Below are 24240 nucleotides of genomic sequence, written 5' to 3'. Positions count from 1 at the left end.
CATCACGATGATTTTTTAAAGCACCCATCATAAAAAATCTCTCCTTTACCTCTTTTTTATCAGTGTTGACACATAAAGAGAGGTTCAGACACATAAACAGGCTGTGGAGAAGACTTTCTCCACAGCCTGAAAAAAATCCCTCTACAATGAGAGGGATTTTTTCTTATAATATAATCGCAATTAATCCGCCAGATCCTTCATTAATAATTCTTTCTAGTGTTTCTTTTAATTTATATCTAGCATTTTCTGGCATTAAAGATAGTTTTGCTTGAATTCCTTCTCGAACAATAGAGCTAAGCGAACGTCCGAATATATCGGAATTCCAAATTGATAATGGATCATCTTCAAAATCTTGCATTAAATAACGAACTAATTCTTCACTTTGCTTTTCAGTACCAATAATCGGCTCAAACGTCGATTCAACATCTACTTTAATCATATGAATAGATGGAGCTACCGCTTTTAATTTCACACCAAACCTTGAACCGTGACGTATGATTTCCGGCTCATCTAAGCTCATATCAGCTAGTGCAGGTGCTGCTACACCATATCCTGTTTGCTTTACCATACGCAGGGCATCCGCCACTTGATCATATTCTATTTTCGCATGAGATAAGTCGAGCATAAGCTTCAGTAAATGATCTTTCCCTCGAATTTCTACCCCTACTACTTCTTTTAAAATTTGATCGTACAATTCATCTGGCGCATATAAATCAATCTCTGCCACACCTTGCCCCATATCAATGCCAGCTAGACTTGCCCGATCAATAAATTCATATTGACTAAACTGCCAAACGACACGGTCCACATCACGAAGACGTTTTATATCCTTCACAGTCTCTTGAACTGCTTCTTGATAACTTTTGCGTAACCAATGCCCTTCATTTAGCACCATTACCCAACTAGGAAGGTTTACATTCACCTCTAATACTGGGAACTCAAATAACGCTTCTCGAAGTACATTATATACATCTGTTTCTCTTAAACTCTCTACACTCATCGCAATTACTGGTATATCATATTCTTCAGATAAACTTTGGCGTAATTGCTCTGTATCCGGATGATACGGCTGTACAGTATTGATAATCATAATGAAAGGCTTTCCAACTTCTTTTAACTCATTTACAACGCGTTCTTCTGCCTCTATATAATCTCTTCTTGGTATTTCGCCAATCGTTCCATCCGTTGTAATTACAACACCAATTGTTGAATGTTCTTGAATTACTTTGCGCGTGCCAATTTCTGCAGCTTCATGGAATGGAATAGGCTCTTCATACCAAGGAGTATTAATCATACGCGGGCCATTCTCATCTTCATAGCCTTTTGCTCCTGGAACCGTATATCCAACACAATCTACTAATCGAATATTTACTTCAAGTCCTTCATCTACTTCGATAGAAACCGCTTGGTTTGGAACAAACTTCGGTTCCGTCGTCATGATTGTACGACCAGCAGCACTTTGAGGCAGTTCATCCTGCGCTCTTTGGCGGTCAGATTCATTCTCAATGTTCGGAATAACAACAAGTTCCATAAATTTTTTAATGAATGTTGATTTCCCTGTTCGAACAGCTCCTACAACTCCAAAATAAATATCACCGCCTGTGCGTTCCGCAATATCTTTAAAAACATCTACCTTTTCCAAGTGATTCCCTCCCTCAAAATTTTTGGGAATAATTCCGCGTATATAGTCAACTAATACCTTCTCTAACGTTGCCTATAATATCTGATATAATATAATGGTATTCTAGAAGTTCGGACAATATATCAAATAATTTTGTCCAATTTCATATGACTATTTAAAAAATACTTTTTGTTTGCATCACAAGTTGTATAACATAAAAAACCTTTCTTCTAGAACTTATTCGCTAAAAGAAAGGTTCATGACTTATGATTTAAAAAAAATTGGTTCTCCGTCCTTCACCGTATACGGTAAAGAATATGCGGGAACAAATGGGGAGTCTTTCGATAGTATATTTCGAATATCTTCTCCTTCCTTAAATTGCCCTTCATTTTTTTTCAACACTTCATATAAGTCGATTCTGTAGTCAACAAATACTTCTCCTTTTTCATTGATTACAAAAGGAAGTCCTTTACCAGAATACGGACTTGTCACTTGCGGTACATCTTTATATCCTAGTTTTTTGTAATCCAATTCATATACCCCGTCTGAAATTACTTTTTTAAACGGTGGATATCTATGTTCATCACGGTACATCCTCAATTTTAATGATAATTCCTGAATTTGTTCAACCATCCTTATATCAATTAACTTTACGGTCGGATTTGTTTCAACATCTATTAATACGTATTGGTATACCCCTCCACTTTCATACGCATTCCCTGGTGCTTCTTGTATGTAGCGCGGAGCAATTTTTTGAAAATCGATTGGATACTTTTGATAAATAGGTGTACTCATATCACGCGTTTTAATTGGCAATATCCCACCATTTTGTTCCTTATATGTCGTAATAGCTTTTTGAACAACTTGTAACTGATCTTCATAAGGAACAGCATTTTGTTTCATATTTTCTTTCGGATACATACACCCTGTTAAAACGCTGATGCAACAAAATATTAAAATAATATGGATTTTTTTCACTAACAATCACCTTTTCACGCTAGTATAACTTACTCCTTATGTAACATTTTGAGATACACTCCTCTTACTGCTCCACAGGTCCACTAAATACAACAAGAAAAATAACAATACCCGACACAATCATGAGGGTGTACGCTACTAACGCTGTAATCCCTTTCAGAAATTTATTTTTCATTTTATGCCTACTTAATAAAATAAAAACTACTGCAACAAACATAAATCCCATTGCCCCTAAGGAAAACCACATTTTTATAAGCCCTTCTGACATATATACACCCCTTTACTTTCAATCTATTTTTATACTATTTTAACAAATTAAAATCTTTAAACAAATACAATTCATCATTTTAATGCAAATTAACAAAATTTATGTACAAAAATAAAACCGAAGCGCATTATTTTGCGCTTCGGTTGACCAAATATGCCCTTACCAGCTCTATTCCCATTCTTTCATGGCTATCATATGCAATCTACAATCTCTTTGTTTCTCATAATTTATTTTTTAAACATTTTGCTTAACGAGCCAAAATCTGCTGGCATATTATTGTTAATAATCGCTTTTACAATTTGATCCTCTTGCTCTTTCGGCACCTCACGTCCTGCCATAAGAGCTACTTGATGAATCAATTGACGAAGCACAGTTTCATCACGTAAATTCGCATTTTGTACAGATGACGCTAATTTAAAAATATCCTCTTTGTTCACTTTCGCTTCCTTCTCAATATTATTAAAAATGTTATTATCCATTCTTTTCACCCTCTCCTCAAGTTACACTTCATCCTATGCAAAAATAAAAAAATGGTGAAAAGACCCAATCAAAAAATAAAAAAGCGACAGGAGTACAAATTGTACTTCTGTCGCTTTTATTTAAAGTAAATCAGGTATAGCTTCCACTTCATGTTTTCGAACGCGTCCCATCAATGAGCCTACTGCATCCTTTACATCATTCCCATTGAACAACACGTCATATAAAGCAGCTGTAATCGGCATTTCAACTTCCATCTTCTCTGCCAATTCATGAGCAGCTTTCGTTGTTCTTACGCCTTCTACAACCATCCCCATACTTTCTAACACTTCTTCTAAAGAGTGCCCTTTTCCGAGCATATTTCCAGCACGCCAATTTCGGCTATGAACACTTGTACAAGTTACTATCAAGTCTCCCATACCAGTTAGACCAGCGAACGTTAAAGGATTTCCGCCCATTTTTCTTCCTAAACGAGCAATTTCCGTTAAACCACGTGTCATTAATGCCGCTTTCGCATTATCACCTAATCCAAGACCATCCGTTATCCCTGCAGCTAATGCGATAATATTTTTTAACGCACCACCAAGCTCAACTCCAACAATATCAGGATTTGTGTATACACGGAAGTAGCTATTCATAAACAAATCTTGTACTTCCTCAGCCGCTTCCATACGCTTCGCTGCCGATGTAACAGTTGTCGCTTGACGTAAGCCGACTTCTTCAGCATGACTCGGTCCAGACAGTACAACAACATCTTTAATCAAGTTCTCTGGAATTTCTTCCTCAATCACTTCCGAAATACGTTTTGACGTACCTGGTTCGATCCCTTTACTTGCATGAATCCACGTAACTGGTTCTGTAACAATTTCTTTCATCTCTTGTAATACATCTCTGTACGCTTTCGTCGGTACTACTAACAGTACTGTATTTACATCTACTAATGCTTCTTCTAAAGAAGAGTAGGCTACGATTGTGCTTGGCAATGTAATTCCTGGAAGATATCGACTATTCTCATGTTTCGCATTAATCTCATCCATAAGTTCAGAACGATTTCCCCAAATACGTACATCATGTCCATTGTCAGCTAATACCATCGCTAACGCTGTTCCCCAGCTACCTGCTCCTATTACTGTGATTTTTGTCATAAAATCACATCCTCTCCATTAGTCTCTTGCTCTAGCGATAATGTGAATCGGTGTTCCTACAAAACCGAACGCTTCACGTAAACGATTCTTTAAGAAGCGCTCATATGAAAAGTGCATTAATTCTGTATCGTTTACAAACACAACAAATGTCGGTGGTTTTACCGCAACCTGTGTCGCATAGAAGATCTTCAGACGGCTACCATTATGAGTCGGCGTTGGATTCATCGCTACAGCATCCATAATTACATCATTTAATACATTCGTTTGTACACGGATACTATGACTTTCATTTACTTCATTAATAACTGGTAACAATGTTTGTGTACGTTTTTTCGTTTTCGCAGATAAGAATACAATCGGTGCATAGTCCAAGAATTGGAAATGAGCACGAATATTTTCTTCAAATGCTTTCATTGTTTTCTCATCTTTTTTCACTGCATCCCATTTGTTTACAACGATAATAACAGCTCGTCCTGAATCATGAGCATATCCAGCAATTTTTTTATCCTGTTCAATAATTCCTTCTTCTCCGTCTAAAACGACTAAAACAACGTCAGAACGTTCAATCGCTCTAAGCGCACGAAGTACACTATATTTTTCTGTGCTTTCGTATACTTTCCCTTTTTTACGCATACCAGCTGTATCGATAATTACATAATCTTGACCATCTTTGCTATATGGTGTATCGACAGCATCACGTGTCGTTCCTGCTATATTACTTACAATTACACGTTCTTGACCAAGAAGTGCATTTACAAGTGATGATTTCCCTACGTTTGGACGTCCAATTAAAGAGAAACGGATTGTTTCATCGTCATACGCTTCTTCTTCAATCTTCGGAAAATGATTTGCAGCTTCATCTAACAAATCACCAAGTCCTAAACCGTGTGTACCTGAAATCGGGAATGGCTCACCGAATCCTAATGCATAGAAATCATAAATGTCACTACGCATTTCTGGATTATCAACCTTATTTACCGCAAGTACAATAGGTTTTTTAGAACGATATAAAATTTTAGCAACTTCTTCATCTGCTGCAGTTACACCATCGCGACCATTCGTCATAAAAATGATAACATCTGCTTCATCAATCGCTACTTCCGCCTGTTGACGAATTTGTGTCAAGAACGGCTCGTCTCCAATATCAATTCCACCTGTATCAATAATGTTAAACTCATGATTTAACCATTCTCCCGCACTATAAATACGGTCTCGCGTTATACCTGGTATATCTTCTACGATTGAAACTCTTTCTCCAACAATTCTATTGAAAATAGTAGATTTTCCTACGTTCGGGCGGCCTACTATTGCTATTACTGGTTTCGGCATATACTTTCATCCTTTCAACTTGCTTCTGTTTATTATGTAAAAAACCCTTCTTTGTGCAAGAAGGGATTTGCATTCCAGAATATTTCTCAACGTATCAAAACACCTCATATTATAACACACGTTGCTAATGTTTCACAATAATATATACATTCTCTTGTAAGCGATGCGCAATACCATCTAATATCGCCTCTAAATTATTTGCAACAAATTCTAGTTCCTCTTTCGTCTCACAAGTAAATAACGGAGCTCCGCCTGCAAACTTTTCCGGTGTCGTTGTAATTACTGCGAGAATAACACTTTCTAACATCATCTTTTATCTCCCCTTCCTTTCGGGGCTTCCGATGACATATGAACGGCACTTTCTAGCGTTGGCACATTCCCTATGACACCTATCGCTTTCTCGGCATCTTGGTCTTGCGGCAAGACAAAGATGCCAACTCTTCCATCTTCTAAATCACGCTTTGCTAACGGTACAAGTGCTGGTGTACCTGAATCCCTATATATCCCTAGAGCAACAGAGACATCATGTAAAATAGCTTGCCGTTGTCCTAAATTTGCAATTGTAACCATCGCATCAATTGATTTCGGTTTTAAAATAAAACCCATTCCATATTTCATAATTTCTTCTTGCCTTGCCGGCAATCCAATATTCATAATATAAATATTATCAATATAAAGCCCCGCTCCTTCAAAGCGAAGCGGTACATGCTCGATATCAACAAGATCATGTAACCTTTTGCCTGACATTAATTTTTTCGCAATAAAAAATGCTATTATAGCCATAATTACTCCAGCAATCCATGAATGGAACCCTATATACGCAAACGTCGTTGCAAACGACGTTAACATCGCCAAATAGTTGCGACTTTCAAAAACTAATGCAATTCCTTCAATGTATGTATTTCCACGCGGTACGAGCTCATATCCATCTAATTGTTGAAGCGTATTTCTTTCCATATTACGCACATCACGAAATTGCGTCGCTGCTAACGTAAGAAATGTAATGGCAGAAAAATCTTTTTTCAAAATAGACGGGATTGCAATCGCTCCTAAGGCTGCGGCAATTAACCCCATCGCAATATGAATAATTTTCCCATGAAGCCTCGTTGGATATTGCCGTGTATCCGTGCGAAGCATTAACACTCTCGTTACCGTCCCTGCTATTACGCCACATAAAATGGCTGGTGTATATTCAGTCATGTATTACCCTCGCCCTTCTTTTACGTGTTTTCCGCTTAAACTGTTCCATGTATACTGATACTTTTGCAATCCAAAATAAAATTGTCATAAACAATGTAGAAACGGCGATGATATCAAAAAACGCTAAACTACCGTAATCATAAGGGAAGTTTAGTTTTCGAAAAATAAGTGTCACTAACAACTCTCCTTGCAACATCCCTATATATAAAGAACATAATCGCAGGAAACGATCTCCATGCAATAAAACTGATGCATACACAAGGGCACCACTTAACAGAAACAACCTATCCACCACAATCCAAATCGGGTCATATACTTCTAACAAATGAAAACTTGTATATAACATTGCAATAATAAGCGCCGAAAGTAAGGTATATATTTTTTTCCAAATAGAATATAGCGTAATCCCTATAAAAGAAATAATACAAAGTAAAAGAGCATTTATTGATACCGTGAATGAAGCAATCGTTATATGTAACGGAGAGCAAATTATAAAAATCAATATACAAGCACTTAACTTCCATCGAATAGATTCCTTTTTCATAAAGAAAGTTACGATAACCCACCCTATCCAAGCTACAAAATAAAAAGTACTCCCATCCATCATTTCACCTCCTATGTTTTCCATTATGGGAACTTTTTATGAAAGTTAATCCCCCTTTCTTTACGCATAGTTTTTTCATATAACAGCAACACTTTTAATAAGGAGGTGCTATTCACAATGGGTAAAGATCGCCAAGAACGAAAACTAAGAGAATCACGCCGCGTTGAATCGGATCGCGACCAATCACTTCAATATCCTGGTGCAACAAGTCTTGATACACCGGAGCAAGCTCGCAAGCAAAATCAGCACTAAACATACAAAAAGACGGTTTCGACATTGTCCGAAACCGTCTTTTTTCATAATTATTTTAATGATTTTTATTTATATTGAAATAATATTTTATATGCTAATCTTCTCATGACATAATTTCACCTTCACCTATTTCCCATAGGAAATTTAAGCTCTCTCTAATAATTCAGCATCACCTCTTCTATATTTTTTCATTTTTGCAACCTCTTTTTCAATTGCAAATTCCGCCGAATAATATTTTTATATACAATTAATCTTATTAAACGTCTGTTTTTTATAGAATACTAATTCCGTTCCCTACTTTATATTACAAAAAAGAATAGAAAACAAAAAACCAACCGTTCGGTTGGTTTTTTATCTCCTACTATAATGCGTTGTATCAATACCACGCTGCATTAACCAATGATACGTTTCGCCCTTTACAACAAGAGGTACAGATTGCAACTCTTCTATCGTCTTCGCACCAAGAGCTGTCATAATAAATTTTAAATCTGTATGTAAAAGATCAATTTCATCCACTAACTTCTCGATACCATCTTGCATTAAAATACGTAAAAAGTATCCAGCAAATGCGGTTGTATTCGCCCCTAATGCGATTGCCTTCGCCACGTCAAGCGCTGTTTGTATGCCCCCAGATGCAATAAAAGAGAGGTTGTTATTTGTAGAGGTTGCTTCAATAATCGAGGTAGTTGTTTGTATGCCCCAGTTATTAAAATAAGAAAGCATTCGCTGTCTTCTTTCATTTTCAACAGCAGCAAAATTTGTACCACCTTGTCCACCAATATCAATTGCCGTTACACCTATACTCACTAACTGTTGCACTGTTTCCTTACTCATCCCAAATCCAACTTCTTTTACAATGACAGGAATTTTACTCTTTAAAACAATTTGTTCAATCCGCTGAAGTACCCCCGTAAAATCACGATCTCCTTCAGGCATCGTTAACTCTTGTATAACGTTTAAATGAATTTGTAGTGCGTTTGCTTCAATCATATCAACGGCACGCTCTGCCTGTTCGACAGTTGCCTCACTACCTAAATTCGCAAAGAAAATCCCATTTGGATTTATCTTTCTAACGACCTTATAAGAAGCCGCCTCACGCTCATCTTTTAACGCTGCCATTTGCGAACCTACAGCCATAGCGAGATTATGATGTTTCGCTACATATGCTAGTTGCTCATTAATATGTAACGTTTGCTCTCCTCCACCACCAGTCATCGCATTGATAAAAATCGGCGAACTTAGTGAAAGTTCGCCGATTTTTGTTTCACATGTTATAGTATCATAACTTGAATTTGGCAAGCTTTGATGCACAAAATCAATATCATGAAAGCCATGCGTACGAGACTGACCAGTAGAAAGAGCATATTCAATATGATCTAATTTACGTTTTGCCCTTACCACTCGTACCCCTCTTTATTTCTTTAATTTTTTCAGTTGTTCACCAATAATATCACTTAATTGGAAAGTAGCAGAATCAGCATTTGGCTCATATTTGCTATAATCTTCTGTTACATTATTTTCTTCAAGTGCTTCTTTTATACTTAAAGAAATACGTTTTTCCGCTACATGTACTTCAAGTACTTTCACTTTTACTTCTTGTCCCATTTCCAATACTTCATTTGGATTTTTCACGTGACGATTTGCAATTTGAGATACGTGCACAAGCCCTTCAACGCCAGGTAAAATTTCAACGAAAGCACCGAATGTAACTAGACGTTTTACTACTCCCTCACGAATATCACCAGCTTTTATTTCACCAGCAACATTTTCCCAAGGTCCCGGCTGAGCTGCTTTAATTGATAAAGAGATACGTTGCGTATCAGCATCAACAGATAGCACCTTTACCTTTACCTTTTGACCTTGCTCTAGCACTTCAGATGGTTGCTCCACACGTTCGTGTGAAATTTGCGAAATGTGAACTAAACCGTCCACACCACCAACGTTAACGAAAGCACCAAAATCCGTTAATCGTTGTACTGTTCCTTCAACAATATCCCCTTCTTTTAACGAAGAGATTGCTTCTTTTTTCTTAGAATCTAGTTCTAATTCTACTACCGCTTTATGCGAAAGGATTACACGATTTTTTTCGCGGTCTAATTCAACAATTTTTACCGCTAATGTTTTTCCTTTATAGTCAGAAAAGTCTTCTACATAATGTACTTCTACAAGTGAAGCTGGGATAAAACCACGAACGCCTAGGTCCACAACTAATCCACCATTCACGATATCTTTTACAGTAACATCAAATACATGACCAGAAGTAAATTTCTCTTGTAATTCTACCCATGCTTTTTCTGCATCAACAGCACGTTTAGATAAAACAAGATCATCTTCTTCTAATTTAATAATTTTCAATTCTAGTGTTTGATCTAATTCTACAACATCGCTTGCTTTTTCAATATGAACGTTAGCTAATTCACTAATTGGAATTACGCCATCTGTTTTGTATCCAACATTTACAAGCACTTGTTTTTCTTCAACCTTCGTTACAGAACCTGTAACAACGTCACCAACTTGTAATTCTTTTGAATCCATAACTTCTTCATTCATTTTCTCTACCATGGAAATACCTCCCTACAGAATTGACAAAGCATTTTTATGTATATACGAAATGAAAACAAATGTTTTCATTTGCATGTTTAAGAATTTATCATCACATACTCTTTTTCAATAGCATTCATAAGAAAATATATTAATCCTATATAAATAGTATACAGCAAAATCATCTTGAAGAAAGTATGTTTTGAAATATAATAGCGAATATATTCTGACAGTTTTATTCCTCTTTAACTAACTTCTTATAAATCGGCTCATTTGTCAAGGAAAGAGACTCACAATTCACGTATCCTTTACATTTCTATACAAACAAAAAAAGAAAGAGGATAATCCCTTTCTTTATTTCGCAAATACTCCTGAAACAATACCCATAATTTTTTGGACGACTTCTTCAATTGATAAAGAAGTTGTATCTAATTCCAATGCATCATCAGCCTTTTTTAGAGGAGAAACTTCGCGTTCTGAATCCAATTTATCACGCTGAGCAATTTCTTCTTGTAACTGCTCTAAATTAGAATCGAAACCTTTATTTATATTTTCTAAATGTCTTCTTTCCGCTCTTTCTTCTACAGAAGCAAGCATAAAGATTTTCACTTCAGCATCTGGTAACACATGTGTACCAATATCACGGCCATCCATTACAACGCCGCCTTTTTCCGCTAATTCTTGTTGACGACGAACCATTTCTTCACGAACAAGACGATGCTTTGCCACAATAGATACTCGATTCGTCACATCAGGCGTACGAATAACTTCCGAAACATCTTGTCCATTTAAAAATACAAGTTGTGTATTTTCTCCTTGTTGAAATTCAATATTCACATTTTTTACAACTTCCATTAGCTTTTCTTCATTTTCAATATCCACTTTTTGTTCAAGGGCTGCATATGTAATAGCACGGTACATTGCGCCTGTATCAATATAAACGTAAGAAAGCTTCTTTGCCACAACTTTTGCAACTGTACTTTTCCCAGCAGCTGCTGGACCATCTATAGCAATTGAAATTCGTTTATCCATTGTAACACCTCATTTTTTCACTTATAAAACAAAACGAAAAGCAGGTATTCATCCCTGCTTCTTCTCATTTGCTTCACGTCATTAAATCCTCAATTATTGTAGCATAATCCTTCCTAGAAGAAAACGAAAACTACCTACTCACCTGTAAGATTTCTTCTTTATTTTTCGCGACGACACCTTCATAATAAACAATTTTAGATAGATATTTTATTGATGACTTATGTATAAATAACAATTGCACAACACAAAGACAAATAAATTGAATTATTAATATACGAATGATAATTTTCTCCACCTTCTTCAAGATATCCACTCCTTCCCACCATATACTTACACATTACATTTCATGATTTTATACAACGTACATAGCGCAATTAAATTTATTGTCATATTCCAAGCATGCTTTTATACATTTTCATTGTCGAATTTACTCAAAACATGTTATGTTCTAAATGTATTTTTCAACTTGAAAGGGGTATAAGCATTGAAAAGAATCCTAGTTTTACACACAGGTGGAACAATTGCAATGGAGGAAGATAAAGAAACTGGGGTCGTACAACCAGGAGAAAAAAATCCTCTTTTAAAATTCATTCCTGATTTAGAAGGCGATGTTGATTTAATCGTTGAAGATGTGTTCCATCTACCATCTCCTCATATGACACCAAGCGAGATGTTACAATTACAAGTCATCATTGATGAAAGAGTAAAACAAGACAACATTCATGGCGTAGTCATTACGCATGGTACGGATACATTAGAAGAAACCGCATATTTCCTAGATTTAACAGTCAAAGCAACTATTCCAATCGTAGTAACAGGCGCAATGCGTTCTAGTAATGAATTAGGTGCTGATGGTCTATATAACTTCTTATCAGCTGTAAAAGTAGCTAGCAGTAATGAAGCTGCAGAAAAAGGTGTTCTAGTCGTATTAAACGACGAAATTCATTGCGCTACAAATGTAACGAAAACACATACAAGTAATGTTGCAACATTCCAAAGTCCACAATATGGACCAATTGGAATGGTAACAAAACGTGGTGTTGTCTTCCATCACGCTTTAGTACATCATGAAACGTATACAGTAAATAACACCTCTAAAAACGTAGTTGTTCTAAAAGCATATGCTGGTATGGATGATACATTGTTAGCAGCAATTGAAAACCTTCCAGTTGACGGAATTGTCATTGAAGCGCTTGGACAAGGTAATTTGCCTCCACGTACACTCCCTAGTTTAGAACGATTAATAAGCAAAGGAATTCCAGTCGTATTAGTTTCACGTTGCTTCAATGGTATCGTTCAAGACGTATATTCATATGAAGGTGGCGGCAAACAATTAAAAGATAAGGGCGTTATATTCACATACGGCTTAAACGCTCAAAAAGCACGTATTAAATTACTAGTCGCATTAGAGAATACAAAATCACATGAAACAATCCAAAATATGTTTATGCACGAATAAAAAAAGCTGTCGAATTTTTCGACAGCTTCTTTTTATTTTTCTCTCGACGCAATGGTTTGCGCAATCGCATCTCCATGAAATCTACCGTTCTCGATAAATATTTCATTTGCATTATTCCCAGCGGCAATTACACCTGCAATGAAAATATTTTCAGTGTTTGTTTCCATTCTATCCTCTGTATAAATCGGACGCCCAGTTTCTTCATCAATTCGAACGCCCATCTCCGTTAAGAAACTATGATCAGGATGGTAACCCGTCATCGCAAATACAAAATCATTTTGGATTGTAAATGCTCCGTCATCAACGGTATACGTTAATGTATGTTCAGTAATTTCTTTCACATGAGCCCCAAAATGCATTTGAATTGTACCGTTTCGTACTAACGCCTCAAATTCCGGTAAAATCCACGGCTTAATGCTCGGCGAGTACTCACTTCCACGATACAGTACCGTTACACGCGCTCCTGCTTTAACAAGTTCCAACGCAGCGTCTATACTTGAGTTTTTTCCACCTATAACTACTACATCTCGATCAAAATAAGGATGTCCTTCTTTAAAATAGTGAGCTACTTTCTTCAGTTCCTCACCTGGAACATTCATATAATTTGGATTGTCATAATATCCAGTGGCTACAACAATATATTTCGCTATATATATTTCTTTATGTCCGTCACGTTTCGTCGTCTCAACCTTAAAAACTTCTCCATCTTTTTGAACTTTCTCTACTCGTTCGAAAGCATTTATGCGTACAGATTTACGCTTTACTACTTCGCGATAATACGCAAGTGCTTGATTTCGAACTGGCTTACGGTTTTCGGTAATAAAAGCTACTTCACCAATTTCTAATTTTTCACTAGAGGAGAAAAATGTTTGATGAGTTGGATAATTATAAATCGCATTTACAATGTTTCCTTTTTCAATTACTAACGGATTAATCCCTACCTTTTGCAACGAAATTGCTGCTGCTAATCCGCACGGACCGCCTCCAATTATGATAGCTGTTTCTTTCTGCATACTCGGTTCACTCCTAGTCTTCTACCTCTGCACTATTTATAAAAACAAGAAAAAACCTACTTACAACAGTAGGCACCTATCTTTATTGTATTCATTTTTCATACGTTTGTCATCTAAACGAAACGTACATCCGATAGACATCTGCTAAAAACTGTTGAAATTTAATACCTTGTTTCCCTAATACATTTTCAGGATCAATCTTTCTAGCTGGATCAAGTGTTTTATGTGATACGATATCTTTTTTCGGATTCAAGCCAAAGTTTTGACATAAATAAGCATGATACCATGTAAAACGCGTATACGCTTCCCAAAAGTTAACATCACCGCCATAACAAAGTTCCACACCAATGGCAGCCTTATTCGCATCATAACCATATAAGTCATTATCCGTCGACACACCATATCGAACATGATACGCAACTTCATTTATAGGAACAATTTCCAATATTGTTTTGTCATCTATAAATGTATGCGCCGAAGCTTTCGGTTGTATTTCATTAAAGTAATCCCGATTTCCTATTGCATTGCTACCAGGATTCCCTGTATCATGACTTACAATAAACCTTACTTTAGAAAGAGGAATTCCCGGTCGTGAACTTCCATATCCAATATAGTTACGCTCTATAGGAAACATCGCCATTACTACCAACTCCCGCTTTAGAAAATTACCTTCCTTCCTTATATATGTATTCGGTAGCAATGTCCTTATCGCATATTTCTTACACGAAGAGAAAATCGAAAATATTTGATGTGAACACCATAAATAACAAAATACTTACAGCGACTCCATAAAAACCGTAAAACCAAACACAATCTTCTTTCGTATCTAAGCCGAAAAATTCATTTACTGATTGTAATAATGTGCCACGCTTACTTTGTTTGTTTCGTAATACTTCCACTCGTTCTACAACATCTGCTGGCATCATAAATCTTTGGTCTACTGTCATTTTCATCATTTATCTCTCCTTAAAATCATTTCCGTTTTGTTTATCTAAGGAGAGTATAGCACGTTTGTTCGTACAGAACAAGTGTTCTTTTATTTTTTTATTTTATTTTTCAACAAGCCAAGTAATAATCGTGAATATAACAGCGATAATCGGCCCTACTACAACCACACCAAATATTAAAAACAATAAGCCTTCTCCGAACATCCGAACGACACTTGTTTTTCGGGCTTTCATCGTTCTTGAGAGTTCTCCCTCTAACCTCTTAACCTTTTCTTCTAATTGTTCTACTCGTTCCATCATTTCATTTTCCATATACAACACCTCACACTAATACTCCAACAAAAAAACGTGATTCCCTCGAAAGGAATCACGTTTTTTCATGATATAATATTATACCCAACCTCTGAAGCGACTTGCTTCAGCCATTTTACGAACACCAACCATATAAGCTGCTAAGCGCATGTTCACTTTACGAACTTGTGCTGTTTCATAAATAGAATCAAATGATCTTACCATTACTTTTTCTAAGCGTTGTTCTACTTCTTCTTCTGTCCAGTAGTAACCTTGGTTATTTTGTACCCACTCAAAGTAAGATACTGTAACTCCACCAGCACTTGCTAATACGTCTGGAACAAGTAAAATTCCGCGATCTGTTAAAATTTTAGTTGCTTCTAAAGTTGTTGGACCATTTGCAGCTTCAACAACAATTTTTGCTTTAATATTATTAGCATTTTCTTCTGTAATTTGATTCTCAATTGCAGCTGGAACTAAAATATCGCAATCAAGTTCTAACAATTCTTTGTTTGAAATTGTATTATTAAATAGTTTTGTTACTGTACCAAAGCTATCACGACGGTCTAATAAATAATCAATATCTAATCCATTTGGATCATGTAATGCACCGTAAGCATCTGAAATTGCAATTACTTTCGCACCTGCATCATGCATAAATTTAGCTAAGAAGCTACCCGCATTACCGAACCCTTGAACAACAACACGCGCACCTTTAATATCAATGTCGCGTTTTTTTGCAGCTTCGCGAATACAAATTGTTACACCTTTCGCTGTTGCTGTTTCACGTCCGTGTGATCCACCTAATACAAGTGGCTTACCTGTAATAAATCCTGGTGAATTAAATTCATCAATACGGCTATACTCATCCATCATCCATGCCATAATTTGAGAGTTTGTAAATACGTCTGGAGCCGGAATATCTTTTGTAGGACCAACGATTTGGCTAATTGCTCGTACATAACCGCGGCTTAGTCTTTCTAATTCACGGAATGACATTTCACGTGGGTCACAGATAATTCCACCTTTACCTCCACCATACGGTAAATCAACAATACCACATTTTAAACTCATCCAGATCGAAAGTGCTTTCACTTCATTTTCTGTTACATTCGGATGGAAGCGAATTCCACCTTTCGTTGGACCAACAGCATCATTATGTTGCGCACGATATCCTGTAAATATTTTAACAGTCCCGTCATCCATACGAACTGGTATTTTCACTGTCATCATACGAATTGGTTCTTTTAATAATTCATATACTTCGTTTGGATAACCCAATTTTTCTAATGCTTCACTAATAACAATTTGTGTCGAATTCAATAGTTCAAAATGTTGTTCCCTTTGTTGTTGTGTTTTTGTTTGAGTTCCCTTTTCGGCTACCATAGTAAGTAAACCCCCTGTAATTTCACTTGTTTAGTAAACCTTCATTGCCTAGTATACACCGTTAAATTTGGAATGCAATAGAAAACGCTAACAAATATATACAACTTATTTCGTATTGCAAGCGTTTTCACTATTATTATAGTCCTTTTATTGCTTTTAGAAAAGTAAAATACTTAAATATTTAAATATTTTTTATCTCACTCGAATACAGCGTCGCGAAACGGTATATTTAATTAAGAAAACGTTTGTTTAAATATTTATAATTGACCCTAGCCTTACTCCTCTTATCCAAATAAAATACAAAACCCCAGCTATGTTATATTAGCTGAGGTTTTGCTTTTTCACAAAGTAATTGTATACTTGTTCAATTGCTTGAGAAGCCATTAATTCTTTACCATACTCCATTACACGGTAAATGGTTGCCGTAGACGGATTACCGTATTCTGCTAAAATAGCTATAAAATCCGCCTTCAATAATTGTATTTGCTCTTCTTCTTCCATCCAAAGATAGAAACGCCCATCCCACGTATATAACTTTCCGCCAGTTACACCAAGGTTATATAAGCGATTCGACAGGTTAATTACGTCGTCTAGTGTAGCAAACTCATAAAGTATGTGCTCGCTCTCATCTAGAGTCACTTGCATTTCAATAAACTCGTCACGGAACTCATCATCTGTATCCACTTCTTGATTTTCCTTCGTTACTATTACAACCATGCCTTGTGCTTGTAGAGAAAATACTTCAACTGCAATCGGACCATCTGCTTCAAATCCTAATTCTTTATTTGCTTCTTGCATCATATCACGAAATAGTTGCTGTACTTTCGGTGCATTTCTCCATAAATCCTCTTTCGTTAATCCTCGTTCAGATAAATCATCAAATGTTAGGAAAATTTTTATCTTATTATAATTTAATCGTTCCAGCCTCATCTCATACCCTCCCTACGTAACCATTGAATCTAATTTTTATTATATGAAATAGAAAATAGATGGTTCTTTCCGAACAACTATTCTAACATTTTTAACCATTCATCCCATTCTTCTTTCGTATCGCCGATTAGGATTGTTTGAATGTTCAACTGATCTCGAGCGCTTATTTCCCCTATAACCCCAACAGAAAGGTTCTCATTTTTTTCTTGCAATAAATCCCCAACATTCATCGCCCTTTTCAGTTCTAGGCCATTTTCAAAAGAGACAAATAAATATTTTGGCTGTATTTGCTCAACCGCTAATAACATGCCATCTCCCTCTAAACTTGTCCTAATATGTATCGCCTCATATCCTTTTAAACGTAAATACATTGAGAAAATAAATCCTTTCAATGTATTATTTTCTAACACAATTACTTTGTGTATGGAAGAAAACGTTGAAGCATTATGATACACCATTCCTAGACGAGTTTGTAAAAATGATACGGCATATTGGAATTGCGTCATTGCAATCTCATTGTTATTTTTTAGTGTCAACAATTTGTTTGTCACTTGAAGAATAATACCGGTGATAACTTTTTCTGTTGAATAAATACTAAAAGCCTCATTTATTAATGCAGAAGTTGTAATTTCATCAAATTCTAACAAAGCTTGTAGTAAATCGTCCACTAAAACAACTTCTTTATCGTAATGTATTTCTTTTTGGGCATTACTCTGCAAACGATTCCCTTCTAATAACTGCACTGCTTGTCCAATCATCATACCGGAAGAAACCTTCTCCATTAACCATTTCAAAATTCGAATATGCTCTTCTGTATATAATCGATGCCCAGCTTGATTCCGCTTTGGGGCAATAATCTGATATCGCCTTTCCCATGCACGAAGCGTACTCGGTTGAACTCCAATAATATTCGAAACAGCTTTTATATTATATTTTCCATTTAGAGTTGGCATCATTTCCCTCCACATAACGTAATAATATGTGTTTGAGCAGGTGCTCGAAAACGAAGTGGAATCAATGTTGTTCCGTATCCATTACTAACAAAGAGAGTCGTATTTGAATGATTATATACGCCACCTTTTAAATATTTTTCAGATGGGAATAATCGAATCTGTCCTCCATGTGTATGTCCACTTAACACAAGTGAAATTTGTTCTTTTCCAGACATTTTTTTTATTATATCAGGGTTGTGACTAATTAAAATACGAAATCCCTCTTCTTTACAATCAGCCAATGCTAAGTCTAAACGATCACGTTCCAATCCAACATCATCTACACCGAGTAAGCAAATTTTCTCTCCTAACTCAGATTCAAATACAACTCTTGTATTATCTAAAACTTTCACATTATTTTCTAATAGCAACGCATCTAATTCATGGTATTCAATCTCATAGTCATTATTTCCCCATACAAAATATACAGGAGCTATCGCTCTTAACTTTTGAATGTTTGCAGAGATTTTTGATAAAGGTACGCCCTTTTCCGCTAAATCACCACCAATAATAACGAGATCTACTTTTCCCTTTATTCGCTCAATTAACGAATCTGAAACGACTCTTCTATGAATATCAGAAATAAAAAACATATTCATCTGTTGAAAACTTTGCGGAAATTCTTTAAATTCTAAAGTATGTTCCAATACCGTATTACGCATCGCTTCTTTATACATTACAAGAAGAAATATTATACCTATACATATGAGAGTACTTAATATTGTAATCCATATCATATTTTTACTTCCCTACTCATAAAGATAATCCTCAGTTTTTATAACAAGCTACGAATTGCTTAGTTTACTAGCTCTCTTGTTTTACGGACTTATCTTTTATCGGAATTTTTAATTCTTGACCTGCACTCACTTCATCTTCTTCTAAGTTATTATACTTTTTAATAACTTCAATCCCACTTTCATCTGAAAAATATTGCTTCGCTATACTTTCTAAAGTTTCTCCCTTTTTCACAGTATGCGTTACCACCTTCTCAGATTGTTTCTGAGTTTCAGATTTGGCTGAATCAAAAAAAATTACTTCAAACGCACTTTTACCAGCATTACTACTATCACTTTTCACCTGAATATATTTATCCGTATACCATAAAATACTAATTGGTAGTAATATGAATAGACACGTTAATACTCGGACAAAAATGTGATTCATTTTAAACTTTTGCTTTTTCTCTTTATTTCTATGAAGTTCACTTCGCGGCGGTAAACTTTCATCTTCTTCCACTTGCTCAACTTCTAATTCCTCTTCAAAATCAGGAATTCGTTTCCTCATGTTGTTCACCACCACCTTCCATTTATTTTCTTAGTTGGAGTCCCATTATAAAATCAACAAGAAAGTGTGCAAAGATTGTTATAAATAAATTCCCTGTCCATTCAAATACATAACCAAAGACAAAACTAATAAAACATACGAAACAAAACAAAAATGGCTTTGTTATATACCGAATATGTAAGACTGCAAATACTAAACTTGCTATTATAATTCCGAAATGAGTCTGCATTACACCTCTAAATAAAAATTCTTCTGCAAAGCCAATAACGAACGTAATAACGAGTAAATGCATAACTGACATTCCTTGAAACATCTTATCGTTAATACCACCATCATCAAACCAAGACTCTGGAAATACTCGCATTGCAACATAATCTAATAACACAATACCAATCGCTAATAAACTACCTACTATAATTATTCGTACAGGTTCCCACTTCCAAAGACTAAAAACTTCTTTTGTATCTCGAAATAATATATATGCTAGCAAACAACCAATACCAATAATAATTAGCTGTGTTATATACAGATTCAGCCTTATTTCTTTCGGACTCATATCTTCAACATTATGCCTTTGAATGTTCATCATTCCTCCATCTTCTCTAGGCCGAAAAGCTTTTGTAACTCTGTTTCCCAATTATAGTCGAAATCGGATTGTTGCGCTCGTCTTTTTTTATACTCCGTTTTTGTAATACCACAATAATCGCAGCAATTTTTCAACTCTGTCTCTTTTCTATAACCGAACTGTTGAAGTACATATTCACGCCTACATCCTTTAACTTGTATCCATGACTTCATGTTTTCTAGCTCACTATATTTATTACGCAATCTTATTTCTACTTCAGCTATTAATCTGTTCATGATTTCATCTGACAAGCTCTCTAATATTAGTTTTCGCCGTTGTATGATCCCAAGCCGTTCGAGATGATAGCGGATGAAACGCCAATATTGTTCATTAAATCTTGCTGCATTATAACAAATTTCTTCTACATCTTCTATTGGTAATTCTTTCGTTTGAAACATTCTTTCTTGTAGTAAAGAAAATAAAAATTGTATTTGCGACTTACTTGGCAATTCATCTTCAATAATTGAAATTGGCAAATCGTGATCCAACGGACTACATAATAAAAAGGCTATACTCGGTTCGCCATCTCTTCCAGCTCTTCCGATTTCTTGTAAGTAGGAAGCTATATTAGTCGGATAATGGAAATGAATAATATATCTCGTATTCGACTTATTTACTCCCATACCAAAAGCACTTGTGCATATTACAATTTGCAATTGGTCATTCATAAATTGCTGTTGAATTAACATACGCTCTTCATGTTCCATACCACCATGATAAAAAGCCACACCAGTACAGCCTTTTCCTCTTAAATATTCCGTTAAACGTTCTGTCCATGCTCTACTTGAACAATATACAATCCCTGGCCCATGTAAATACATCACATGTTCCAAAAGTGCTTCTTTCTTCTCTTCTATCGTCTCTACAAATTGCACTTCCATTGCAATATTTGGACGATCAATAGAGTATGCATGCTGCGAGACATTCTTTAAACTTAAACTCTCTGCTATATCTTGCAGTACATCCTTTGTCGCTGTCGCTGTTAATGCTAGTACCGTAGGAGATCCAATGTTCTCGATTACTACGTTTAATTTTTTATAATCCGGTCTAAAATCATACCCCCACTGCGAAATACAATGGGCCTCATCCACAACAAACATTGAAATATGAATTTTCTTCAATTCTCTTATTAATAAATCCGATTGCAACATTTCTGGAGACACAAAAATAAATTTATAAAAAGCCAATTTTTTCATCGCTTCTCTTTTTTCACTTAATGTCCGAAAACTATTAAATGCAATCACTCGATTTTTCACAACATACTTTAATTGTGTAACTTGATCTTCCATTAAAGATAATAGTGGTGATACAACAAGCACTGTTCCTTCTTGCATTAGCCCTGGGAGTTGATAGCACATAGATTTCCCTCTTCCAGTCGGAAGCATCGCTATAACATCTTTTCCTTCTAATAAGTCTGTAATAACTTCTTTTTGTCCTTGACGAAATTCAGAATATCCAAACCACTTATATAAATATTCCTCAAGTTTCATTTATACCCTCCATCCGTGCCAATACAAGACGGACTTCAAAATAAGATATCTCTTCCCCAACCGCTTGTTTCAAGACACGTAACTTACGTGTTTGTAACGTCTCAATTACTTCTTTTACTTTATCTATTTTGTCTTTCTCCATAAACATCTCAATTGAAAATTCTTTTTCTCGTAAAGCGATTTCTACAAAATGATCTTCTATCGTTGCAACCTTCAAATTCCGAATTGTTGCTATTTCTTCCAGAAAGCGTCCTTGTCTCCAAAGATTATATGTTTTTTTCGTAGATATGCTAAATAAATCAGCCTTCTCATTTGGATAAGATATAATTTCAGCTAATAACGGAAACTCACTTTCTTTATTACGAACTTCTTGAATAATGAAATGAATTGTACCCCAAAATAAAAAATACACTCGAAATACATCTTGTTTCGTAATTTCCGCTAATTGTTGCAACGTACAACCGATGCGTTTATAGCCCGTTAAGCGATATGTTACGATTGTCGCCTCTAATGGTTTATTTTTTTGTAAAAGAGTATACATCTCCTTCCACAACCTTTTAGCCAATTCACTTCTCATATATGGTATTCCAGTGAGAAAACGTTTCACCCACATCATTATTTCTGTATCTTGCTGAATTGGAATAAATTTCGTATTCACCTGTTGTAAATTCGAAATGGTTTGAACGATTAATGATAATCTCTTCCAAAACGTTTCACCTATTTCACCATAGTGTAAACCATGTAAACACGTCGGAAAAGCAAAGTCATCTTTCCATTTGTTTAATTGCATGTTACCAGCAGTCGTTACTACGTATGTATTTTCATGTATAGATTGAACTAAATCCGTTTGTACCAACTTTGCAACTTCTTGATCATAATCAGCTCTATTCAATGATTTATAAATCCCAAACAAAAAAGAAATTTGAAACATATTCCCATCTTGTAATGTTTGCGATGACCTCTTTCCTTTTAATAAATAATAAATAGAAGAAACGGTCCTTTCGCCATTCAATTGTTTTAAACAATACAATAAAGTATATTGTAGTTGCATTACCGCTTCCCCTTTCCAATTTAACTTAATTCTTTTTCAATATGATTACAACGTCTACTGTTACTCATTAACCTTATCATATCGGTACCATATGCTTGTACATACTCTATTGTACCAAACGAAATAACATTTACGTATTTTGAAAATCTTATGACATAATTCAAAAATAAGTTGACACTCTAATTGATAAGCATTATCATTATAATTTTATGTTGAAAAGTTTTACAAACCGTTTTACAATAAGGTTATAATTTTTATGGCGAGCTTTTCACATACATATTATCAGGAGGGAAAAAAGATGGCAAAATATACAATCGTTGATAAAGATACTTGTATCGCATGTGGTGCTTGCGGCGCTGCTGCACCAGACATTTATGACTATGATGATGAAGGTATTGCATTTGTAACATTAGATGATAACCAAGGTATCGTTGAAATTCCAGATGTATTAATTGAAGATATGATGGACGCATTCGAAGGTTGTCCAACTGACTCAATTAAAGTTGCTGACGAATCATTTGACGGCGACGCTTTAAAATTCGAATAGTCTTTTATTAACTTCAAAAAATGCCCCTCATATTGATGAGGGGCATTTTTTGTTCCCTATTTTCATTCTACTTAACAAAAAACCATTAGTAGTTTCACACTACTAATGGTTTTATTTTATATGTTATGCATTTTTCATTTTTGCAAACACCCATACTTTCAGGCGTGAGAATAATGCTACAAATACAATTGTTACTACAATTCCTTTAATTAAATTAAACGGTAAGATCGCTGTTACAACAGTCGTTCTTATAGCCTCACTAGACATAGCAGGTGCATTTAAAAACCAAGTGTAAGCTGGGAATATGATGATATAGTTTAATACACTCATAATTAGCGCCATTGTAATTGTCCCTAACATTAGTCCTGTCGTTAAACTCTTTACAGTACGATACTTTCTAAATAAGAAAGCTGCTGGTCCAATAAATAAACATCCTGCAATAAAGTTTGCAATTTCTCCAACTGGCACTCCTACTAAACTACCCTGAATCCCGTAATGTAAAATATTCTTTATTCCCTCTACAATTATCCCCGCAATTGGTCCAAAAATAATTGCAGCAATTAGAGCTGGCACATCACTAAAATCAATTTTTAAAAATGGCGGAAGCCCTGGGAACGGGAAATCCAACATCATTAGTAAATATGCAATACTACTTAGCATTGCTACACTCACCATTTGTACTACACTGTTTTTTTGTTTCATCGTTCTCTCTCCTTTTCCATCGATCATCTCATGGAAAGTGGAAAGGTTCTGCTATGCCTATTTTTTCATAGAATGA

At 35.4% G+C, this 24240-nt stretch carries 29 protein-coding genes; 3 read left to right on the top strand and 26 right to left on the bottom strand.

Annotation, left to right across the window (positions count from 1 at the left end; translation table 11 throughout):
- Window positions 1–163: 163 nt before the first annotated feature.
- The 9 genes from spoIVA to DPQ31_RS07615 all read right to left on the bottom strand — a co-directional run bounded on the left by spoIVA (window position 164) and on the right by DPQ31_RS07615 (window position 7622).
- The gene (gene spoIVA / locus DPQ31_RS07655; RefSeq protein ID WP_208731735.1) at window positions 164–1642 is read right to left on the bottom strand and encodes a stage IV sporulation protein A; all 1479 of its coding nucleotides are present in this window, start codon (window positions 1640–1642) and stop codon (window positions 164–166) included.
- Between the two features lie 243 nt (window positions 1643–1885).
- Entirely contained in the window at window positions 1886–2599 is a 714-nt protein-coding gene (locus DPQ31_RS07650) for a YphF family lipoprotein (protein WP_000719829.1), read from the bottom strand.
- Between the two features lie 64 nt (window positions 2600–2663).
- Window positions 2664–2867, bottom strand: coding sequence for a DUF2768 domain-containing protein (locus DPQ31_RS07645; protein ID WP_001289001.1), 204 nt, complete (start codon window positions 2865–2867; stop codon window positions 2664–2666).
- A gap of 227 nt (window positions 2868–3094) precedes the next feature.
- The gene (locus tag DPQ31_RS07640; protein WP_000369753.1) at window positions 3095–3346 is read right to left on the bottom strand and encodes a stage VI sporulation protein F; all 252 of its coding nucleotides are present in this window, start codon (window positions 3344–3346) and stop codon (window positions 3095–3097) included.
- A 120-nt stretch (window positions 3347–3466) separates the two neighbouring features.
- Window positions 3467–4489 carry an NAD(P)H-dependent glycerol-3-phosphate dehydrogenase gene (locus DPQ31_RS07635; protein WP_000161758.1) on the bottom strand — a complete coding sequence of 341 codons (1023 nt, stop codon included), beginning with the start codon at window positions 4487–4489 and terminating at the stop codon, window positions 3467–3469.
- 18 nt (window positions 4490–4507) lie between these two features.
- Entirely contained in the window at window positions 4508–5818 is a 1311-nt protein-coding gene (gene engA, locus DPQ31_RS07630; protein ID WP_001125887.1) for a ribosome biogenesis GTPase Der, read from the bottom strand.
- Between the two features lie 124 nt (window positions 5819–5942).
- A complete protein-coding gene (locus tag DPQ31_RS07625) occupies window positions 5943–6128 on the bottom strand; it encodes a capping complex subunit for YIEGIA (protein WP_000979055.1) in 186 nt (61 codons plus the stop codon).
- Window positions 6125–7018 (bottom strand): YIEGIA family protein, encoded by an 894-nt coding sequence (locus tag DPQ31_RS07620; protein ID WP_000141591.1) that lies wholly within the window; start codon window positions 7016–7018, stop codon window positions 6125–6127. Before DPQ31_RS07620 ends, DPQ31_RS07625 begins: the two co-directional genes overlap by 4 nt.
- The gene (locus DPQ31_RS07615) at window positions 7011–7622 is read right to left on the bottom strand and encodes a YphA family membrane protein (RefSeq protein ID WP_098911347.1); all 612 of its coding nucleotides are present in this window, start codon (window positions 7620–7622) and stop codon (window positions 7011–7013) included. Before DPQ31_RS07615 ends, DPQ31_RS07620 begins: the two co-directional genes overlap by 8 nt.
- Window positions 7623–7739: 117 nt before the next feature.
- Here DPQ31_RS07615 and DPQ31_RS07610 point away from each other — a divergent pair, with 117 nt between their 5' ends.
- The gene (locus tag DPQ31_RS07610) at window positions 7740–7874 is read left to right on the top strand and encodes a YpzI family protein (RefSeq protein ID WP_000513901.1); all 135 of its coding nucleotides are present in this window, start codon (window positions 7740–7742) and stop codon (window positions 7872–7874) included.
- Between the two features lie 351 nt (window positions 7875–8225).
- Here the strand turns inward: DPQ31_RS07610 and DPQ31_RS07605 are convergent, their stop codons facing one another.
- The 4 genes from DPQ31_RS07605 to DPQ31_RS07590 form a co-directional block, all read right to left on the bottom strand.
- A complete protein-coding gene (locus DPQ31_RS07605) occupies window positions 8226–9275 on the bottom strand; it encodes a type 2 isopentenyl-diphosphate Delta-isomerase (RefSeq protein ID WP_000251049.1) in 1050 nt (349 codons plus the stop codon).
- A 12-nt stretch (window positions 9276–9287) separates the two neighbouring features.
- Window positions 9288–10436, bottom strand: coding sequence for a 30S ribosomal protein S1 (gene rpsA / locus DPQ31_RS07600; RefSeq protein WP_000229553.1), 1149 nt, complete (start codon window positions 10434–10436; stop codon window positions 9288–9290).
- Window positions 10437–10769: 333 nt separating this feature from the next.
- Window positions 10770–11447, bottom strand: coding sequence for a (d)CMP kinase (cmk, locus tag DPQ31_RS07595; protein ID WP_000361259.1), 678 nt, complete (start codon window positions 11445–11447; stop codon window positions 10770–10772).
- A 130-nt stretch (window positions 11448–11577) separates the two neighbouring features.
- Window positions 11578–11751 carry a DUF5359 family protein gene (locus DPQ31_RS07590; RefSeq protein WP_000754950.1) on the bottom strand — a complete coding sequence of 58 codons (174 nt, stop codon included), beginning with the start codon at window positions 11749–11751 and terminating at the stop codon, window positions 11578–11580.
- A 180-nt stretch (window positions 11752–11931) separates the two neighbouring features.
- Here DPQ31_RS07590 and ansA point away from each other — a divergent pair, with 180 nt between their 5' ends.
- A complete protein-coding gene (gene ansA, locus DPQ31_RS07585) occupies window positions 11932–12906 on the top strand; it encodes an asparaginase (protein WP_208731734.1) in 975 nt (324 codons plus the stop codon).
- Between the two features lie 32 nt (window positions 12907–12938).
- On the opposite strand, the gene DPQ31_RS07580 is transcribed toward ansA, so the two are convergent.
- From DPQ31_RS07580 to DPQ31_RS07525, 12 genes are all read right to left on the bottom strand, one after another.
- On the bottom strand, window positions 12939–13919 hold the full coding sequence (locus DPQ31_RS07580; protein WP_001168501.1) for a YpdA family putative bacillithiol disulfide reductase: 981 nt from the start codon (window positions 13917–13919) through the stop codon (window positions 12939–12941).
- A 109-nt stretch (window positions 13920–14028) separates the two neighbouring features.
- Entirely contained in the window at window positions 14029–14559 is a 531-nt protein-coding gene (locus DPQ31_RS07575; protein ID WP_001240651.1) for a peptidoglycan recognition protein family protein, read from the bottom strand.
- A 79-nt stretch (window positions 14560–14638) separates the two neighbouring features.
- Window positions 14639–14875: a DUF3961 domain-containing protein gene (locus DPQ31_RS07570; protein WP_015000291.1), complete on the bottom strand. Its 237-nt coding sequence runs from the start codon at window positions 14873–14875 to the stop codon at window positions 14639–14641.
- A gap of 93 nt (window positions 14876–14968) precedes the next feature.
- Complete coding sequence (locus DPQ31_RS07565; protein ID WP_000426776.1) at window positions 14969–15178, bottom strand: hypothetical protein; 210 nt, start codon at window positions 15176–15178, stop codon at window positions 14969–14971.
- Window positions 15179–15256: 78 nt separating this feature from the next.
- Complete coding sequence (gene gudB, locus DPQ31_RS07560; RefSeq protein ID WP_000225171.1) at window positions 15257–16543, bottom strand: NAD-specific glutamate dehydrogenase; 1287 nt, start codon at window positions 16541–16543, stop codon at window positions 15257–15259.
- 321 nt (window positions 16544–16864) lie between these two features.
- Window positions 16865–17473: a genetic competence negative regulator gene (locus DPQ31_RS07555; RefSeq protein WP_001235404.1), complete on the bottom strand. Its 609-nt coding sequence runs from the start codon at window positions 17471–17473 to the stop codon at window positions 16865–16867.
- 77 nt (window positions 17474–17550) lie between these two features.
- A complete protein-coding gene (locus DPQ31_RS07550; RefSeq protein ID WP_001142656.1) occupies window positions 17551–18426 on the bottom strand; it encodes a MerR family transcriptional regulator in 876 nt (291 codons plus the stop codon).
- A complete protein-coding gene (locus tag DPQ31_RS07545; RefSeq protein ID WP_000637912.1) occupies window positions 18426–19202 on the bottom strand; it encodes a metallophosphoesterase in 777 nt (258 codons plus the stop codon). The genes DPQ31_RS07550 and DPQ31_RS07545 overlap by 1 nt, the downstream gene beginning before the upstream one ends.
- A 67-nt stretch (window positions 19203–19269) precedes the next feature.
- A complete protein-coding gene (locus DPQ31_RS07540; protein WP_001231536.1) occupies window positions 19270–19749 on the bottom strand; it encodes a LysM peptidoglycan-binding domain-containing protein in 480 nt (159 codons plus the stop codon).
- Window positions 19750–19771: 22 nt separating this feature from the next.
- A complete protein-coding gene (locus tag DPQ31_RS07535) occupies window positions 19772–20335 on the bottom strand; it encodes a CPBP family intramembrane glutamic endopeptidase (protein WP_208732084.1) in 564 nt (187 codons plus the stop codon).
- Window positions 20335–21864, bottom strand: a complete 1530-nt coding sequence (locus tag DPQ31_RS07530) for a RecQ family ATP-dependent DNA helicase (RefSeq protein ID WP_208731733.1) — start codon at window positions 21862–21864, stop codon at window positions 20335–20337. Before DPQ31_RS07530 ends, DPQ31_RS07535 begins: the two co-directional genes overlap by 1 nt.
- The gene (locus DPQ31_RS07525; RefSeq protein ID WP_001176982.1) at window positions 21854–22915 is read right to left on the bottom strand and encodes a YpbB family protein; all 1062 of its coding nucleotides are present in this window, start codon (window positions 22913–22915) and stop codon (window positions 21854–21856) included. The genes DPQ31_RS07530 and DPQ31_RS07525 overlap by 11 nt, the downstream gene beginning before the upstream one ends.
- 298 nt (window positions 22916–23213) lie before the next feature.
- Between DPQ31_RS07525 and DPQ31_RS07520 the strand changes: the two genes are divergently transcribed.
- Window positions 23214–23462: a ferredoxin gene (locus DPQ31_RS07520; protein ID WP_001151993.1), complete on the top strand. Its 249-nt coding sequence runs from the start codon at window positions 23214–23216 to the stop codon at window positions 23460–23462.
- Between the two features lie 123 nt (window positions 23463–23585).
- Here DPQ31_RS07520 and DPQ31_RS07515 read toward each other — a convergent pair whose 3' ends face one another.
- Window positions 23586–24164 (bottom strand): ECF transporter S component, encoded by a 579-nt coding sequence (locus DPQ31_RS07515; protein ID WP_052943503.1) that lies wholly within the window; start codon window positions 24162–24164, stop codon window positions 23586–23588.
- Between the last annotated feature and the right edge of the window lie 76 nt (window positions 24165–24240).

It is taken from the genome of Bacillus sp. COPE52, from assembly GCF_003355115.1.
Lineage (GTDB): Bacteria > Bacillota > Bacilli > Bacillales > Bacillaceae_G > Bacillus_A > Bacillus_A toyonensis.
Note: the sequence above shows the minus strand (reverse complement) of the source record. Positions and strands in the feature narration are given on the sequence as shown.